This is a genomic window from Nostocoides vanveenii (assembly GCF_039531165.1).
GTDB classification, from domain to species: domain Bacteria; phylum Actinomycetota; class Actinomycetes; order Actinomycetales; family Dermatophilaceae; genus Nostocoides_A; species Nostocoides_A vanveenii.
In genome coordinates, this window is the sequence record NZ_BAAAPN010000045.1 from 124,287 (window position 1) to 141,059 (window position 16,773).

Annotated in this window: 15 protein-coding genes; 13 read left to right on the plus strand and 2 right to left on the minus strand. The window is 70.6% G+C overall.

The genetic code is table 11. From position 1 onward, the window contains the following. The 10 genes from carB (at position 1) to ABD209_RS09445 (ending at position 11,915) form a co-directional block, all read left to right on the plus strand. Complete coding sequence (carB, locus tag ABD209_RS09400; RefSeq protein ID WP_344065230.1) at positions 1-3,306, plus strand: carbamoyl-phosphate synthase large subunit; 3,306 nt, start codon at positions 1-3, stop codon at positions 3,304-3,306. Further along, complete coding sequence (locus ABD209_RS09405; RefSeq protein WP_344065233.1) at positions 3,303-4,181, plus strand: dihydroorotate dehydrogenase electron transfer subunit; 879 nt, start codon at positions 3,303-3,305, stop codon at positions 4,179-4,181. Before carB ends, ABD209_RS09405 begins: the two co-directional genes overlap by 4 nt. Continuing rightward, positions 4,178-5,140, plus strand: coding sequence for a dihydroorotate dehydrogenase (locus tag ABD209_RS09410; RefSeq protein WP_344065236.1), 963 nt, complete (start codon positions 4,178-4,180; stop codon positions 5,138-5,140). The genes ABD209_RS09405 and ABD209_RS09410 overlap by 4 nt, the downstream gene beginning before the upstream one ends. A 13-nt stretch (positions 5,141-5,153) precedes the next feature. Further along, positions 5,154-5,981 carry an orotidine-5'-phosphate decarboxylase gene (pyrF, locus tag ABD209_RS09415; protein ID WP_344065239.1) on the plus strand — a complete coding sequence of 276 codons (828 nt, stop codon included), beginning with the start codon at positions 5,154-5,156 and terminating at the stop codon, positions 5,979-5,981. A gap of 82 nt (positions 5,982-6,063) precedes the next feature. After that, the gene (gene mihF, locus ABD209_RS09420) at positions 6,064-6,381 is read left to right on the plus strand and encodes an integration host factor, actinobacterial type (protein WP_324386022.1); all 318 of its coding nucleotides are present in this window, start codon (positions 6,064-6,066) and stop codon (positions 6,379-6,381) included. A 10-nt stretch (positions 6,382-6,391) separates the two neighbouring features. Continuing rightward, entirely contained in the window at positions 6,392-6,943 is a 552-nt protein-coding gene (gmk, locus tag ABD209_RS09425; protein ID WP_344065244.1) for a guanylate kinase, read from the plus strand. Positions 6,944-6,977: 34 nt separating this feature from the next. Then, positions 6,978-7,244: a DNA-directed RNA polymerase subunit omega gene (rpoZ, locus tag ABD209_RS09430; protein WP_344065246.1), complete on the plus strand. Its 267-nt coding sequence runs from the start codon at positions 6,978-6,980 to the stop codon at positions 7,242-7,244. A 17-nt stretch (positions 7,245-7,261) separates the two neighbouring features. Further along, the gene (coaBC, locus tag ABD209_RS09435) at positions 7,262-8,515 is read left to right on the plus strand and encodes a bifunctional phosphopantothenoylcysteine decarboxylase/phosphopantothenate--cysteine ligase CoaBC (protein ID WP_344065249.1); all 1,254 of its coding nucleotides are present in this window, start codon (positions 7,262-7,264) and stop codon (positions 8,513-8,515) included. 115 nt (positions 8,516-8,630) lie between these two features. Then, complete coding sequence (gene metK, locus ABD209_RS09440; protein WP_344065252.1) at positions 8,631-9,851, plus strand: methionine adenosyltransferase; 1,221 nt, start codon at positions 8,631-8,633, stop codon at positions 9,849-9,851. A gap of 51 nt (positions 9,852-9,902) precedes the next feature. Continuing rightward, the gene (locus ABD209_RS09445; protein WP_344065254.1) at positions 9,903-11,915 is read left to right on the plus strand and encodes a primosomal protein N' family DNA-binding protein; all 2,013 of its coding nucleotides are present in this window, start codon (positions 9,903-9,905) and stop codon (positions 11,913-11,915) included. Between the two features lie 19 nt (positions 11,916-11,934). Here ABD209_RS09445 and ABD209_RS09450 read toward each other — a convergent pair whose 3' ends face one another. After that, positions 11,935-12,642, minus strand: a complete 708-nt coding sequence (locus ABD209_RS09450) for a GNAT family N-acetyltransferase (RefSeq protein ID WP_344065257.1) — start codon at positions 12,640-12,642, stop codon at positions 11,935-11,937. Positions 12,643-12,727: 85 nt separating this feature from the next. Here ABD209_RS09450 and def point away from each other — a divergent pair, with 85 nt between their 5' ends. Together def and fmt are read left to right on the plus strand one after the other, a co-directional pair. Continuing rightward, entirely contained in the window at positions 12,728-13,273 is a 546-nt protein-coding gene (def, locus tag ABD209_RS09455; RefSeq protein ID WP_324386015.1) for a peptide deformylase, read from the plus strand. Between the two features lie 5 nt (positions 13,274-13,278). Then, positions 13,279-14,226: a methionyl-tRNA formyltransferase gene (gene fmt, locus ABD209_RS09460; protein ID WP_344065422.1), complete on the plus strand. Its 948-nt coding sequence runs from the start codon at positions 13,279-13,281 to the stop codon at positions 14,224-14,226. 9 nt (positions 14,227-14,235) lie between these two features. Here fmt and ABD209_RS09465 read toward each other — a convergent pair whose 3' ends face one another. After that, on the minus strand, positions 14,236-14,961 hold the full coding sequence (locus ABD209_RS09465; protein WP_324386014.1) for a M15 family metallopeptidase: 726 nt from the start codon (positions 14,959-14,961) through the stop codon (positions 14,236-14,238). 265 nt (positions 14,962-15,226) lie between these two features. Here ABD209_RS09465 and ABD209_RS09470 point away from each other — a divergent pair, with 265 nt between their 5' ends. Beyond that, on the plus strand, positions 15,227-16,753 hold the full coding sequence (locus ABD209_RS09470; RefSeq protein WP_344065261.1) for an RsmB/NOP family class I SAM-dependent RNA methyltransferase: 1,527 nt from the start codon (positions 15,227-15,229) through the stop codon (positions 16,751-16,753). The last annotated feature ends 20 nt before the right edge of the window (positions 16,754-16,773 follow it).

The following is a 16,773-nucleotide window of genomic DNA, read 5'->3' on the forward strand; positions in this document are numbered from 1 at the left end:
GTGCCTAGGCGCGACGACATCACCTCGGTCCTCGTCATCGGCTCCGGGCCGATTGTGATCGGCCAGGCGTGCGAGTTCGACTACTCGGGGACCCAGGCCTGCCGGGTGCTGCGCGAGGAGGGCATCCGGGTCGTCCTGGTCAACTCCAACCCGGCGACGATCATGACCGACCCGGAGTTCGCCGACGCGACCTATGTCGAGCCGATCACGCCCGAGGTCATCGAGAAGATCATCGCCAAGGAGCGCCCGGACGCGGTGCTCGCGACGCTGGGTGGCCAGACGGCACTGAACGCGGCCATGGCGCTGCACGAGCAGGGGATCCTCGAGAAGTACGGCTGCCCGCTCATCGGTGCCAACGTCGAGGCCATCCAGCTCGGCGAGGACCGCGAGAAGTTCAAGGGCGTCGTCGAGCGCTGCGGCGCCGAGTCCGCACGGTCGATCATCTGCCACACCATGGACGAATGTCTCGCCGCCGCAACGAAACTCAGCTACCCCGTCGTGGTGCGGCCTTCCTTCACGATGGGCGGGCTCGGCAGCGGCTTCGCGTATGACGAGGACGAGCTACGCCGGATCGCCGGCGCGGGTCTGCAGTACTCCCCGGTTACCGAGGTGCTCCTGGAGGAGTCGATCCTCGGCTGGAAGGAATACGAGCTCGAGATCATGCGCGACGGCGCCGACAACGTCGTCGTCGTCTGCTCCATCGAGAATCTCGACCCGATGGGCGTGCATACGGGCGACTCGATCACCGTTGCGCCGGCGCTGACCCTGACCGACCGGGAGTACCAACGACTGCGTGACATCGGCATCGCCGTCATCCGCGAGGTCGGAGTCGCCACCGGCGGCTGCAATATCCAGTTCGCCGTCAACCCCGAGAACGGCCGAATCATCGTCATCGAGATGAACCCGCGCGTCTCCCGTTCCAGCGCACTGGCATCCAAGGCCACCGGCTTCCCGATCGCCAAGATCGCTGCGAAGGTCGCCATCGGCTACACCCTGGACGAAGTCCGCAATGACATCACCCAGGAGACCCCGGCGAGCTTCGAGCCCAGCCTCGACTACATCGTTGTCAAGGTGCCGCGCTTCGCCTTCGAGAAGTTCCCCTCGGCCGACCCGACGCTGACCACCACGATGAAGTCGGTCGGTGAGGCGATGGCGCTCGGGCGCAACTTCACCGAGGCGCTGCAGAAGGCGCTCCGCTCGATGGAGAAGGCCGACTCGACCTTCCATTGGACGGGGCAGCCTCCGGCCGGCGACGACCTGGATGCGCTCCTCGCGGGCATCGCGATCCCCACCGACGGGCGCATCATCGCGGTCCAGCAAGCCCTGCGCGCCGGGACGAGCGTCGAGCGGGTCCACGAGATCACGGGGATCGATCCGTGGTTCCTCGACCAGATCGCCTTGATCAACGACCTCGCGCAAGAAGTGCTCGCGGCCGAGCGACTCGATCCTGACCTGCTGCGGCTCGCCAAGCGACACGGCTTCTCCGACAAGCAGATTGCCCAGCTGCGCGGTATGCCCGAGTCCGTCCTGCGCGGCGTGCGGCAGGCCCTCGGGGTGCGTCCGGTCTACAAGACGGTCGACACGTGCGCGGCCGAGTTCGCGGCGCTGACCCCCTATCACTACTCGACCTATGACGAGGAGACGGAGGTGGCGCCGCGCGAGCGGCCGGCCGTCATCATCCTCGGTTCCGGGCCGAACCGGATCGGGCAGGGCGTCGAGTTCGACTACTCCTGCGTGCACGCGAGTTTCGCCCTGCGCGACGCCGGCTACGACACCATCATGGTGAACTGCAATCCCGAGACCGTCTCGACCGACTACGACACCAGTTCGCGGCTCTACTTCGAGCCGCTGACCCTGGAGGACGTCCTCGAGGTCGTCCACGCCGAGCGGCAGGCCGGTCCCGTGGCGGGTGTCATCGTCCAGCTCGGGGGGCAGACACCCCTGGGGCTGGCGCGGGCCCTGATGGACGAGGGCGTGCCCATCGTCGGGACCTCGCCGGACGCCATCCACCTCGCCGAAGACCGCGGCGCCTTCGGGCGGGTCCTCGCGGCGGCGGCCCTTCCGGCGCCTAAGCACGGCACGGCCTACTCGGCGGCCGAGGCGATCTCGGTGGCTGCGGAGATCGGGTACCCGGTGCTGGTGCGGCCGTCCTACGTGCTCGGTGGCCGGGGGATGGAGATCGTCTACGACGATGCCACCCTGGCCGAATACATCACGCGCGCGGCGAAGGCCTCGCCCGAGCACCCGATCCTCGTCGACCGCTTCCTCGATGACGCCATCGAGATCGACGTCGATGTTCTCTTCGACGGCGAGGAGATGTATGTCGGCGGCATCATGGAGCACATCGAGGAGGCCGGCGTGCACTCTGGCGACTCGGCCTGCACCCTGCCGCCGGCCACCCTGGGCCGCGAGGAGCTGGCGCGGGTGCGTCGCTCGACCCTCGCTCTGGCGCAAGGGATCGGCGTCCGTGGCCTGATGAACGTCCAGTTCGCGCTGGCCCACGACGTCCTCTATGTGCTGGAAGCGAACCCGCGGGCCTCGCGCACGGTGCCCTTCGTCGCCAAGGCGACCGGCGTGCCGCTGGCCAAGGCGGCGGCCCGGGTCATGCTCGGCGCCTCGATCGCCCAGCTGCGCGAGGAGGGCCTGCTGCCGCCCACCGGCGACGGGGGTGATCTGCCCACGCACGCGCACCTGTCGGTCAAGGAGGCCGTGCTGCCCTTCAAGCGCTTCCGCACGGCCGACGGCACCGTGGTTGACGCCCTTCTCGGGCCCGAGATGCGCTCCACCGGCGAGGTGATGGGGATCGACATCGACTTCGGGGCAGCCTTCGCCAAGAGCCAGACCGGCGCGATGTGCGAGTTGCCGACGAGAGGCCGGATCTTCGTCTCGATGGCCAATCGCGACAAGCGGGCGATGATCTTCCCGATCATGCGGCTGCGCGATCTGGGCTTCACCATCGTCGCCACCGTCGGGACCGCAGATGTCTTGCGGCGCAATGGAGTCGAGGCCGAGGTGGTGCGCAAGGTCAGCGAACGCGGGCCGGGGGAGACCAGCGTCGTCGAGCAGATCAACGCCGGCACGATCGACATGGTGGTCAACACCCCCTCCGGGCAGAACGCCCGCGAGGACGGCTACAAGATCCGTCAGGCCATCACGGCCATGGACAAGCCGATCATCACGACCGTGCAGCAACTCGGTGCGGCCGTGCAGGGCATTGAGTCGGCGATCCACCACGAGTTGCGCGTCAAGAGCTTGCAGGAACACGCTCGCGATCTCGACCTCTACGGCCGGCGAGGCGAGCAGTGACGGCGACGCCGGTGCGGGACCGGGTCACCCGCGTCGATGCCGCCGTCCGCGCCAGTGAGCCGGCCGGCGACTACCGGCGGCTGACCCTGGTCGCACCCGAGATCGCCGTGCTTGCCACGCCGGGGCAGTTCGTCGCCCTGGCGATCGACGGCGCGGACTCGGCCCTGCTGCTGCGTCGGTCCTTCTCGATCCACCGGGTCTCGGCCGATGCGGGCACGGTCGAGATCGTCGTCGCCGACGCCGGGCCGGGGACTCGGTGGATCACCCGGTTGCGCGCCGGGGGCGAGGTCAGTGTCGTCGGGCCGCTCGGCCGCGGCTTCACCTCGCCCTCCGCGCCTCGGCCGTGCATCCTCGTCGGGGGCGGCTACGGGTCCGCGCCGCTCTTCTGGCTGGCCGAAAGCCTTCGGGTCCAAGGCTGTTCGACTCACCTCATCCTGGGCGCGGCGACTGAGCGGCGGCTCTTTGGCGCCCGATCGGGAGCCGATTCGGTGGACGAGATGGTGGTGATGACCGATGACGGGTCGGCGGGCGCGACCGGCCTCGTCACCCAGCCGCTGCCGGAGTTGCTGACCCGCACTCACGCCGAGCTCGTCTACGCCTGCGGGCCGATGGGAATGCTGCGCGCGGCTACCGAGATCGCCGAGGCGCACGGGGCGCAGGCGCAGGTCGCCGTCGAGGAGGCCATGGCCTGCGGGGTCGGCGTCTGTATGACGTGTGTTCTGCCGATCACCGGCGACGACGGCATCACTCGGATGAGCCGGTCCTGCCTCGACGGGCCGGTCTTCACCGGCACGGCCGTGCGGTGGGACGTCATCGCGGACGGGCGGGTCGCCGTGCCCGCCGACTGCCTCGGGGCGCCGGCGGTGACGCCATGACCGAGGATCTGACCACCGTCGACCTGACGACCGATCTGGGCGGCGTGACCTTGCCCAACCCGCTGATGACGGCGTCGGGCTGCGCCGCGAACGGCAAGGAGTTGCACCGCTTCTTCGACATCGCCGAGCTCGGTGCCTTCGTGACCAAGTCCGTCAAGGCCGAACCCCAATCCGGTCGCGGGACGCCGCGGATGGCGGAGACGCCCAGCGGCATGCTCAACTCGATCGGCCTCCAGGGTCCGGGTATCGAGGCCTTCGTGACCACCGACCTGCCCTGGTTGCAATCGGTCGGCGCCCGGGTGATCGTGTCGATCGCCGGCGAGAGCAGCGAGGAGTTCGCGCGCGTCGCCGAGCGGCTCGTGGCCGCGCCGGCCTTCGGCGCGGTCGCGGCGATCGAGGTCAACATCTCCTGCCCCAATGTCGCGCGCCGCGGCTTGGTGTATGCCTGCGATCCCGAGTCGTCGGCCACCGTGCTGCGGCTGGTCCGTGAGGTTGTCCCACGGGGAATTCCGTTGCTGGCCAAGGTGACTCCGGATGTCACCGACATCGTGGGCATCGCCGAAGCAGCACTCGCGGGAGGTGCCGACGGGCTGACGATGATCAACACGCTGCTCGGCATCGCCATCGACATCGACCGGCAGCGCCCGCACCTGTTCGGCACGACCGGTGGCCTGTCCGGCCCGGCCGTCCGGCCGGTCGCGGTCCGGGCCATCTGGCAGACCCATGCCGCCATGCGAGCGGGTCGCATCCCGTCCGCACCGATCGTCGGGGTCGGGGGAGTACGCTCCGGTCGGGACGCCCTGGAGTTGACGCTGGCCGGCGCGAGTGCCATCCAGGTCGGCACGGCCACCTTCAACGACCCGCTCGCCCCGGTGCGGGTCCTCGGCGAACTCGCCGGGCTCGTCGCCGACCGCGGCGCCCGCTATGCCGACCTCGTCGGTGCCGCCCACCCCATCTGACAAAGGAGACCCGATGAGCACCTTCGGCGCGCGCCTGCGCACGGCGATGGACACCTACGGGCCGCTATGCGTCGGCCTCGACCCGCACCCACAGATCCTGACCGACTGGGGGCTGCCGGTCTCGGCCGCGGGCGTTCGGCGGTTCGGCGAAATCTGCGTCGATGCCTTCGCCGGGCAGGTGGCCGTGGTCAAGCCCCAGTCGGCCTTTTTCGAGGAATATGGCAGCGACGGGATCGCTGCGCTCGAGGCCACCCTGGCGGCCTTCCGTGTCGCGGGCACCTTGACGATTCTCGACGTCAAGCGCGGCGACATCGGCTCGACGATGGCCGGGTATGCCCGGGCCTATCTGCGTGACGATGCGCCGCTCGCCGCCGACGCGATCACGGTCAGCCCCTATCTCGGCTTTGGCTCCCTGGGGCCGGCCCTCGATCTGGCCGCCACCACCGGACGCGGCCTCTTCGTGCTCGCCCTGACCTCCAACCCCGAGGGCGCAAGCGTCCAGCACGCCCGTATCGGGGGCGAAAGTGTCGCTGCCGCAATGGTTTCCGGAGCCGCCGCGGCGAACGCCGGGGCAGGGGAGAACGGCATACTCGGCAGTGTCGGCCTGGTCGTCGGGGCGACCGTGGGCAGCGCGCCGCGCGACCTGGGCATCGATCTGGCGGCAGCGAATGCGCCGATTCTGGCGCCCGGTTTCGGAGCTCAGGGCGCCGGCCTCGATGAGGCCCGAGAGGTCTTCGGCGCCGCCTTGCCCAATGTGCTCGCGGCCTCGAGCCGAGAGATTCTGGCCGCCGGTCCGCAGGTGGCTTCCCTTCGGGAGGCGGCACGGCGAACTCTTCACTAGGATGCGCTCACTGGCGCCCGCCAAGGCGCCGGGAGGCCCTCCACCGTCGGGGGGTCTTTCCATGATTGAGAGGAGTATGAGCGTGGCACTCCCCCCGCTCACACCCGAGCAGCGCGCCGCCGCTCTCGAGAAGGCTGCCATCGCCCGTCAGGAGCGGGCCGCGGTCAAGAACCGGTTGAAACACGCCAGCGGGTCGATCGCTTCGGTGATTGACGAAGGCAAGACCAATGACGTCATCGGCAAGATGCGCGTCTCCGCTCTCCTTGAGTCGATGCCGGGCGTCGGCAAGATCCGGGCCGCCGCGATCATGGACGAACTCGGCATCTCGCCGAGCCGTCGGGTGCGCGGGCTCGGCGCCAACCAGGCCGCCGCGCTCCTCGAGCGCTTTCCCGCCAAGTAACCTCGGTTGTATGGCTGCGGGTCGGTTGACAGTTCTCGCCGGCCCGACCGCGGTCGGGAAGGGGAGCGTTTCGGCATACGTCCGGGAGCACTTCCCCAAGGTGTGGCTCTCGGTGTCCGTGACGACACGGCCGCCGAGGCCCACCGAGGTCGACGGCATCCACTATCGGTTCATCGATGACGCGACCTTCGAACGGATGCGTGCCGACGGCGACCTACTCGAATGGGCCGTCGTCCACGGCCGGGCCAAGTACGGCACGCCGCGCGGCCCGGTGATCGAGGCCATCGCCGCCGGGCTCTCCCCGCTGCTGGAAATCGACCTACAGGGCGCGCGACAGGTACGCGAATCGATGCCCGAGGCGCTCTTCGTCTTCCTCGACCCGCCCAGTTGGGACGAACTCGTGCGCCGCCTGATCGGCCGAGGCACCGAGAGTCGGGACGAGCGCGAGGCCAGGCTGGCCACCGCGCGCGTCGAACTTGCGGCAGCGGACGAGTTCGACGTGCGCATCGTCAACGACGATGTCCAGCGCGCCGCCGAGGAACTCGTATCATTGATGGGATAACCCCCGAAACCCTTCGCACATCGAGGCTGCCTACGTGTCTGGAACCCTGCCCAACCCCATCGGCATCACGAGCCCGCCGATCGATGACCTGCTGCTGCACGCCGCCGACAGCAAGTACGCCCTGGTGCTCTACTCCGCCAAGCGTGCGCGTCAGATCAACGCCTACTACTCCCAGCTCCAGGAAGGCCTGCTGGAGTATGTCGGCCCGCTCGTCGAGTCGCAGATGCACGAGAAGCCGCTCTCGATCGCGCTGCGCGAGATCAACGAGAGTCTGCTGACCTCCGAGCCCACCGAGGTCTGAACGCGATCGGGCGAGCAATGAAGGTCGTCCTCGGCGTCTCCGGCGGCATCGCCGCCTACAAGGCCGCACTCTTGCTGCGGCTGTTCACCGAATCCGGTCACGACGTAACGGTCGTGCCTACCAGCGCCGCCCTGGAATTCGTCGGCGCGCCCACGTGGGCCGCCTTGTCGGGCAAGCCGGTGCAGACCGACGTCTGGACCAATGTCAGCGCCGTGCCGCACGTGCGCCTCGGCCAGCAGGCCGATCTGGTCGTCATCGCGCCGGCGACCGCCGACCTGCTCGCGCGGGCGGCCGCCGGCCTGGCCGACGACCTGCTCACCGCGACCCTCCTCACCGCCCGGTGCCCGGTGGTCTTCGCCCCGGCCATGCACACCGAGATGTGGGACCACCCGGCGACCCAGGCCAATGTCGACCTGCTGATCCAGCGCGGCTGCCATGTCATCCCGCCGGCCGCGGGCCGCCTCACCGGCGCCGACACCGGCCCGGGGCGGCTGCCCGAGCCCGAGGACATCTTTGCCGTATGCCGGCGCCTGCTCACCGAGCACCGTGGCCCGGTTCGCGGGGCTGCCGAGCCCTCCCGTGCCGGCGACTACGCCGGCCGCCGGGTGCTGATCACGGCCGGCGGGACGCGCGAGCCCTTGGACCCCGTGCGCTTCCTCGGCAATCGCAGCTCCGGCAAGCAGGGCTACGCCCTGGCCGCACGAGCCGCGGCTCGCGGCGCGTCGGTCCGGCTGATCAGCGCCAATGCCGACCTCAGCGCCGCGCCCGGAGTGGACGTGATCCGCGTCGGATCCGCGCTGGAGATGCAGGAGGCGATCCGCGGGCATACCGACTGGGCGGATGTGATCGTCATGGCAGCGGCAGTGGCCGACTATCGGCCCGCGGTCTATGCCGAGAGCAAGATGAAGAAGACGCACGCCCCCGGGACCGAGAACGACGCGCCCACCATCACCTTGGTGCGTAACCCGGACATCCTTGCGGGGTTGGTCGCCGACCGCGGCGCCGCGACGTCGCCGGTGATCGTCGGCTTCGCCGCCGAGACCGGGGAGCCGGGACGCTCGGTGCACGAACTCGGCCGCGAGAAGCTGGCCCGCAAGGGCTGCGACCTGCTGGTCGTCAACGAGGTCGGGGTGGACGTCACCTTCGGCCGCGACGAGAACACCGTGCACATCCTGCGCCAGGACGGCGGTCCGCCGATCGACGCTGGCCCCGCACGCAAAGAGATCATCGCGGACGCCGTCCTCGATGCCGCCCGCGACCTGCTGGTCTAGCGCCCACGCCGGTTCTGGACAGCCTGCGGGCCGGTGGCGCCGCGAGCATTAGAATCCATGCCGTTCGTGCCTTCGCAGGGTGCACCCCATTCCCGGTTTTGAGGAGTTTTCGCGCGTGTCCGCTCGTCTGTTCACTTCGGAGTCCGTCACCGAAGGCCACCCGGACAAGATCTGCGACCAGATCTCCGACACCATCCTCGACGCCATGCTCGAGCAGGACCCGGGCAGCCGGGTCGCCGTCGAGACGATGGTCACTACCGGACTGGTGCACGTCGCGGGTGAAGTCACCACCGAGGCCTACGTCGAGATTCCGCGCCTGGTGCGCGAGCGTGTCCGTCAGATCGGCTACGACAGCTCCACCAAGGGCTTCGACGGCGGCTCCTGTGGCGTCTCGATCTCGATCGGGCAGCAGAGCCCCGATATCGCCCAGGGCGTGGACTCGGCCTACGAGGCGCGGACCGGGACCATCGACGCGCTGGACAAGCAGGGCGCCGGCGACCAGGGCCTGATGTTCGGGTATGCCTGCCAGGACACCGCCGAGTTGATGCCCCTGCCGATCTATCTTGCGCACCGGCTCGCCGAGCGCCTGACCGCGGTCCGCAAGGACAGCACGGTCGCCTACCTGCGCCCCGACGGCAAGACCCAGGTGACCATCGAATACGACGGTGACAAGGCCGTGCGGCTGGACACCGTGGTCGTCTCGACGCAGCATGCGGACGGGATCTCCCTGGACGACCTGCTGGCGCCGGACATCGAGCAGCAGGTCATCGCGCCCGTGCTCGCCGAACTCGCCGAGGCCGGCAACACCTTGGACATCAGCGGCTACCGGACCCTGATCAACCCCACCGGCAAGTTCGTCATCGGTGGCCCGATGGGCGACGCGGGCCTGACCGGTCGCAAGATCATCGTCGACACCTACGGCGGCATGGCACGGCACGGTGGCGGCGCCTTCTCGGGCAAGGACCCCTCGAAGGTCGACCGCTCCGCTGCGTATGCCATGCGTTGGGTCGCCAAGAATGTCGTCGCTGCCGGCCTGGCCGGCCGCTGCGAGGTCCAGGTGGCGTATGCCATCGGCAAGGCCCAGCCGGTCGGCCTCTATGTCGAGACCTTCGGCACCGAGACCGCGCCGATCGACGCGATCCGGAATGCCATCACCACGGTCTTCGACCTGCGGCCCGCGGCCATCGTCCACGATCTCGACCTGCTGCGGCCGATCTATGTGCCGACCGCGGCCTATGGGCACTTCGGCCGCACGAGCGCCGAGGGCGTCGAGAACGCCTTCACCTGGGAGCGCACCGACCGCGTCGAGGAACTGCGCCGCGCGCTCGCAGGCTGACCCGCTCGGGTCCGGCCGTCGCTGTCGGAGCGCGCGGGTAGCGTTCGACGCATGACGGTGACGGACGCGACCGCCTCGGGTGCCCAGGCACCCGAGGTCTCGCTGCCGGTTGCCCTCGTGGTGGTGGACACCGGTCTTCCACACCTGGATCGCCCTTTCGAGTATGCCGTTCCGCAGGCCCTGAGCGACGCGGCCCAGCCGGGCGTGCGCGTCAAGGTGCGCTTTGCCGGGCAGGACCTGCCGGGCTATGTCGTCGAGCGGCGGGCTCGGGCGGAGCACACCGGCCGGCTGGCACCGATCCGCAGTGTGGTTTCCGAGGAGCAGGTGCTCCGTCCGGCCATCCTGCGGCTCGCCGAGGAACTCGCCGAGGCGTATGCCGCCACCGTTGGCGACGTGCTCCGGCTCGCCATCCCGCCTAGGCACGCCCGCGCCGAGCGTGCCCTACCGATGGCGGCCCCCGACGGGGCGGACTTCACCCTCTCGACGGACCCAGCCGCGTGGTCGGCCTACCCGGCAGGTCAGGCCCTGCTCCGGCGGCTGATCGAGGGGGATGCGCCCGCCGCGGCCTGGTGCGCGGCGCCGGGTGCCGTCGGGCCGGAAGAGGACTGGCCGGCGGCGATTGCCGAAGCCGTGGGGCTGACCCTGCTCGGTGGCCGCGGGAGCCTCGTCGTCGTGCCCGATCACCGCGACGTCGAGCGAGTCGACGCGGCGCTGGTGCGGGTGCTGGGTCCCGGTCAGCACGTGCGGCTGACCGCCGATCAAGGCCCACAGGCGCGCTACACCTCGTGGCTGCGGGTGCTTCGCGGGCACGTGCCGGTGGCGATCGGGACCCGCGCGGCGGCATACGCACCCGTTGACCGGCTCGGGCTGATCGTCGTCTGGGACGACGGGGATGACCTGCACGAGGAGCCACGCGCACCCTATGTGCACAGCGCCGACGTCGCGCGGCGGCGGGCGGCGATCGAAGGTGCCGCGCTGATCCTGGGTGGGTTCGGCCGCAGCGTCCGCAGCCAGGCGCTCGTAGAGTCAGGCGCGGTGCGCTCGGTCACCGTCACCCGGGCGTATGCCCGTGACCACGCGCCCGCTGCCACGGTGGCCGGCGAGAGTGACACCGAGCAGGAGCGCGACGCGGGCGCCCGGTCGGCCCGCCTCCCCACACCGGCGTGGCGGGCGGCAAAGGAGGCGCTGGCCAGTGGGCCGGTGTTGATCCAGGTGCCGCGGCGGGGCTATGTGCCGTCGCTGGCCTGTCGCACGTGCCGGGCGCGGGCGCGCTGTCCCAACTGCCAGGGTCCGCTGAAACTCGATGCCGCGCAGGCGTTTCCGTCGTGCGGCTGGTGCTCGCGACAAGCGCCGGGTTGGGTTTGCCCGGTGTGCGAGGGCACCCAGGTGCGCTCCCTGGTGATCGGCGCTCGGCGCACGGCGGAAGAATTGGGGCGCGCCTTCCCCGGGTTCGCCGTGCTGACCTCGGGGGCCGGCACAGTGCTCAGCCGGGTGCCCGGGCGGCCGGCGCTGGTGATCGCCACGCCCGGCGCCGAGCCGGTCGCTGACGGTGGCTATGCCGCGGCGCTGCTGTTGGACGCCTGGGCGCTGCTCGACCGGCCCTCGCTGGATGCCCAGCCCGAGACCTTGAGACGCTGGCTCGCCGCGGCCGCACTGGTGCGTGGCCGATCCCTCGGTGGTGTCGTCGTGGTGTGTGGTGCACCGCCGGACGGGGCCGCGCCGGCGGTGGATGCCTTGATCCGGTGGGATCCGGTTTGGTTGGCGCGGAACGAGTTGACGGCCCGGGCGGAGCTCGGCCTGCCGCCCGTGGCGGTCTTCGCCGAGGCAACCGGGGATCGCAAGACGCTGGCCGAGATCGCTCAGCGGGCCGGGATAGCTTCTGGGGCAACGGCATTCGGGCCGCTGGCGCTCCCCAGTGGGGACAGCCACCGGTTGTTGCTGCGCACGACGACCGAGGCCGCGCCCGGGCTGAGTGGCGAGTTGCGCGCCATCCGGGCCGAACGCAGCGCCCGCAAGGTGGCCGAGCCGCTCCGGATCCGGATGCACGTCGACGACCCGGATTGATCCGGGCCGGCCGCAGAGCTCAGGCGAACCACGGGCAGACCAGGTCACGGGTCTGCAGCAGCCGGCGACGCTCGCGGTGCTCCGGTCGTAACAAGGGCGCGATGGGCTCGTCGGCATCGCCCGCGAGGCGCTCGCTGCCGCTGAGGTCGACGACCACGTCGTAGACCCCGCCCTCGGCTGGCTGGGTCTGGGTAGGCCCGAGCCGGCGCAGCATAGCCAGTGACGCGGGATTGTCGATGAGGACCTCGGTGACGATCCGGGTCACGCCGACAGGCCGCCGCGCGATCAATTCGCGCAGCAACAGGCTCGCGCAGCCCAGGTCTTGCCAGTCGTCCTTGACGGTGACGGCCAGGTCGGCGCTCTCGGGCTGATCGGCATACCGCACGATCCGGGCGATGGCGACGGGCACGAGATCGTGGTCGACGTCCACGGCGAGGACGAGCGCGACGTGATCAATGCCGTCGACGTCGTCGACCAGGTGCCGCAGCATCTCCTCGGTCAGGTGCACAACGGGTCGCAGAAAGCGCCGGCGCACCGAGTCCGGTGAGAGTTCCTCGAACTCGGCCGCAAGTTGCTCGCGATCGGTGGGCAACAACGGGAAGATCCACGCCGGCGTCCCGTCCCGCAGTTCGCAGGGCGCCTTGTCAGCCACGCACGCCGCCGCAGAGGTGACGAAGCGGGCTAGGCGTGGGTGCAGGCATACGGCCAGCGTAGGCAGCGTAGGCACCGGTTCCGGAAACCCGGCGAGGTGATCCGCGTGACGTCCGGGCTGCACTACTCGTTCGCGTCGGGCGGCTTCGTACACTGGCGCGATGCCCGTCCATCCCATCCGCCTCTTCGGCGATCCCGTGCTCCGCACCCGCGCCGACGAGGTCGTCGACTTCGACAAGGAGTTGCGCACGCTGGTGGCGGACCTGACCGAGACCATGCTGGAGGCTCCCGGAGCCGGGTTGGCTGCCCCGCAGATCGGCGTAAGCCTGCGGGTCTTCACCTATCACGTCGACGGTGAGCTCGGGCATCTGATCAACCCGGACCTGCGGCTCGGCACGGATGAGCAGTTCGGGCCCGAAGGGTGCCTGTCCTTCCCCGAGTTGCGCTTCGACACCCGGCGGGCCCTGGATGTCGTCGCCCGCGGCTGGAATATGCACGGCGAGCCCGTCGAGATCGTCGGGACCGAGTTGCTTTCCCGCGCTATCCAGCACGAAACCGACCACCTTGACGGCATCCTCTTCATCGACCGGCTGGACCCGGCCACGCGCCGCGAAGCCATGCGCATTATCCGAGCCGCCGACTGGACCGGAGATCAGCAGCCGGTGGTGAAGGTCTCGCCGCACAGCACCTTCGGGCTGGGGATGTGAGCGCGGTGCGCCTGATCTTCGCCGGTACCCCCGAGGTCGCGGTGCCCGCGTTGGCGGCGATCGCCGCTTCCGAGCACGAGGTGGTCGCCGTCATCACCAGGCCGGATGCCCGCGCTGGGCGCGGCCGGGTGCTCGCCCCGTCCCCGGTCAAGGTGCGAGCCCAGGAGTTGGGCCTGGACGTATGGACGCCCGCCTCCGCCCGCGACCCCGAGTTCCTGGAGCGGCTGGCGGCTGCCGCGCCGGACATCGCTCCGGTGGTGGCATATGGCAACCTCATCCCGCCGGCGGCGTTGGCCGTTCCGCTGCACGGGTGGGTCAACCTGCACTTCTCGTTGCTGCCCGCGTGGCGGGGCGCGGCCCCCGTTCAGCACGCGATCATCGCCGGCGACGAGATCACCGGAGCAAGCACCTTCCGCCTGGAGGCGGGAATGGACACCGGTCCGGTCTATGGGACCTTGACCGAAGAGATTCGGCCCGACGACACCTCCGGGGCGCTGCTGGCCCGGCTCGCCAGCGCCGGCGCGGGCCTGCTGCTGGCCACCCTGGACGGGATAGCTGCCGGTGCGCTGGAACCGGTGCCGCAGCCCGGCGAGGGGATCACCCTGGCCCCCAAGATCGAGGTGGCCGACGCCGAAGTGCACTGGGAACGGCCGGCGTTTGCGACCGACCGACTGATCCGCGGCTGCACCCCCGCGCCCGGTGCGTGGACCACCTTCCGGGGTGAACGGCTGAAGCTGTTGCCGCTCGTGCCGGGCGAGACTCCGCGCGGTGAACAGACGGCATCCGGGCCCCTGAAGCCGGGGGAGCTGCGCGTGAGCAAGGCGCGCGTCGAGGTCGGCACGGCGACGTCGCCGGTGGTGCTCGGCGAGGTGCAACCGCTCGGCAAGAAGCCGATGGCGGCCGCGGACTGGGCCCGCGGGGTGCGCATCGGGGACGGCGAGCGCCTGGGTTGACGCGTCGCCTCAGCGGGTCGCGTTCACCGCGGCATTGGCCTCCAGCGCAGGGCATTTCTGGCCCTTGGCCGGAGCGAGCACCTCGAAGTGCCAGTACTCATTGGCATAGCGGCGGCACAACCCGAATTGCACGCCATTCTTCTGCAGCCACGACGCGGCGGCATAGGGACCCACGTCGACCGCCTTGCCCTCGACATGCGCCGAATCTCCAGGCGGGAGAACCCATTTGCTCGCCTCGGCGGCAGAGCCGTACTTCTTGATCGCCGCGTCGTAGAGCCGTTGCTGGGTCGCGGCCGTGCGGTAGCCGGAAACGATATTGATCGTCACGCCCTCCTTGGCCGCGGCGTCGCGGGCCCGGGTGATGGCGCGGGTCAGTTGGGCATCGAGACCCTCGGTGCCGACGTCATTGCCCGTCGGTGCGTGATCGAGCAGTTCGGCGTCGGCCCCGGTGGGGGCCACGTCGGCGGGAGCGGAGGCAGCAGTATTCTCGCCGGCCGCCGGTGCCTGGGTGTGCTCGTGGTAGCCATTGATCACGGTCGCGCCGATCGCGGTCATCACGCCTAGGGGGATGGCGATGATCGCCGTCGTCGCCATGGCCCGGCGCCGCTCCCGGTTGCGCCGAGGTCGACCGTGGGTCCCGCCGGCCCCGCGGTCGTGGGAGCCGCCGGGCGTGCGCCGTTGTTGGTCGCGTTCCTGCGACTCGCGCAGCCTTAGCGGCTCGCTCGTGGTCGTCATGGCCCCTCCATCGTCGGCCGTCAGTCTGGCCGTCGCGACCACTGTATACCGAGTATGTAGGCGGAGTGTCGCCCGACACGCTGGTGCCGTCCTGCACTGCGCGGGCCGCGTACGGTCCCACGATCTGCGTGCCCAGGCCGGCCATGCGTGCCTGGGCCGGCGGTTTGGACCGCCGACCACTGCTCGACATGGCGACGGCGGCGCAGCCCGTCGACCTTTGCGCGGGCCTGGCCGTCGACCTCCGGCCCAGACGTAGGGTTGCGCCGTGCCCAGCAGCGACCGACCCCGCCGTCCGGACGACCGGTCGACCCACCGCGCACCGAAGGCTCGGTCCGCGCAGCGGCCGGCCGAGCGCGGGCGGACGGCGGATCCCGCCCGGTTGGCGGCCTACACCGTCCTGCGCGCCGTTGCCGGCGGTGGGTATGCCAACCTCGAACTCCCCGCGGAGTTGCGCCGGCGGCGCCTGCGCGGGCGAGACGCGGCCTTCGCGACCGAGTTGACCTATGGCACGACCCGGCTGCACGGGATCTACGACCGGATCATCGCCATCGCTGCCGATCGGCCGGTGGAGCGGATTGACGGGGGCGTGCTCGACTCCCTGCGCCTCGGCATCCACCAGGTCCTCGCGATGCGCGTGCCCCCGCACGCCGCCGCCGACGAGAGCGTCGCCCTGGCCCGTCAGGTCAACGGCGCCGGCGCGGCCGGACTCGTCAACGCCGTCATGCGCCGGGTCACCGAGGCGGACCTCGACACCTGGCTGACACGGATCGTGCCATCGAATGCCGAGCCGCTGGACCGCCTGGCGATCACCACCTCCCATCCCGAGTGGATCGTCCGCGCACTGCGGCAGGCACTGCTCGGTCATGGCAGCGCCACCGCGGACAACGTCGAGGAGGGGCTCGCCGCCCTGCTCGCGGCCGACAACCGGCCCGCCGAAGTCACCATTGCCGCGCGCCCGGGACTGGTCGAGCCCGCCGAGCTCGTGGCGGCCGGCGCGCTAGCGCATCCGGTAGTGGCCACGGCCTGGCAACTGACCGGCGGCGACCCTGGCGGGATCGCGGCCGTGCGCGATGGCCGGGCAGCCGTCCAGGATGCCGGGTCGCAGGTCGTCGCACTCGCCCTCGCGGCCGCACCAGTGCTGGCGGGGCCGGCCGGCGGACCGGTAACGCGGGTGCGCTGGCTCGACATGTGCGCTGGTCCCGGCGGCAAGGCCGGGCTGCTCGCCGCGTTGGCGCGAGCCGACGGAGCGGACCTGGTCGCCAACGAAATCGCGCCGCACCGCGCCGATCTGGTCCGCCAGACCTTGCGGCCGCTCATGGAGTCCGCTCCGGCCGACGGCCCGCAGGTCACCGTGCGGGTCGGGGACGGGCGCGAGATCGGCGCAGACGACCCCGCGGCATACGTGCGGGTGCTGGTGGATGCGCCGTGCACTGGGCTGGGGGCGCTGCGGCGGCGGCCGGAGGCGCGCTGGCGGCGCTCACCGAGCGATCTGGCGACGCTGGGTGGGCTGCAACGCCAACTGCTCATCAGCGCGCTGGACGCTGTTGCCCCGGGGGGCGTGGTCGCCTATGCCACGTGCAGTCCGCATCTGGCGGAGACGAGCTTTGTCGTCAGCGACGTGCTCAAGAAGCGACCGGACATCGAGCAACTCGATGCCCGCTCGATCGTCGAGGAGGTGGCGCCCGAATGGGCCGGCACCCTCGGGCAGGGGCCGGGCGTCCAGCTCTGGCCGCACCGCCACGATACGGACGGAATGTTCCTCGCTTTGCTGCGCAAGCACCCCACTGCTTGACTTGACCGCAACGAGGGCGC